This is a genomic window from Rheinheimera maricola (genome assembly GCF_016918075.2).
In the GTDB taxonomy this organism is placed as follows: Bacteria; Pseudomonadota; Gammaproteobacteria; order Enterobacterales; family Alteromonadaceae; genus Alishewanella; species Alishewanella maricola_A.
The window spans coordinates 1-723 of the sequence record NZ_JAERPS020000022.1; the positions used below are offsets into that span (position 1 = coordinate 1).

1 protein-coding gene is annotated in these 723 nt (G+C 49.9%); it reads left to right on the forward strand.

The annotated features are described in order from the left end of the window. On the forward strand, positions 1–314 hold a 314-nt coding region (locus tag I4W93_RS20225; protein ID WP_224673589.1), incomplete at its 5' end, for a GIY-YIG nuclease family protein. Positions 315–723: the final 409 nt, after the last annotated feature.

Below are 723 nucleotides of genomic sequence, written 5' to 3' on the forward strand. Positions count from 1 at the left end.
TGCCTGAAGGCCACATGACTGAAAGCACGAAGATTATCTACAAGATCACGTATCCGAATGGAAAAATCTATATCGGAAAGGATCTCACCAATAGCATCAATTATTGGGGGAGTGCTAGCAGCGAACTGATAGCAAGGGATTTCACGCCTGAGGAGCGTATGGATATGACCATTCGCCGGGAAGTCATTTTTATGTCAGATGAAGCATCCGAGATTAATCGTATGGAGTCTGTGCTGATTCGGGAGTACCAATCAAACAACCCGGATGTTGGCTACAATCAATGGCCAAAGTTCAAGGGCAGTAGCAATGCATAACAAGGCGCATCACTCGCTCCCGTTGGTCGCTGGGACGTCAACCCGCTGTGCGGCTTGCCGCCCGTGTGCTTTGCGTTAGCAGGTTTTCGGGTTTTAACGGTTTTGGTCAGTGGTTTTGTTCGGGCATTGCTCGCGTTTAGTTTTATTAGCGACAGCGCCATAAGTTAAATTTCGCCAGTTTGTCGGTTTACTGCAAACGATGATGGCGGTAGCGTTGCTCTTTGTGGCTTCGCTTAAACAAGTTTACAGGTTCCGGTTGGCTCGCCGTATCACAGCTAATCGGTTTCGTTTTTAATACAAGCAGCCGTGCCGTTGCTTAGGTTTGCCAGTGCGGCAAGCCGCGCAAGTCCGGTGTAGGCTGCTAACAAGGCCAGTCAAGCGACGCCAAACAGCGTCGCGCTTGCTGGCA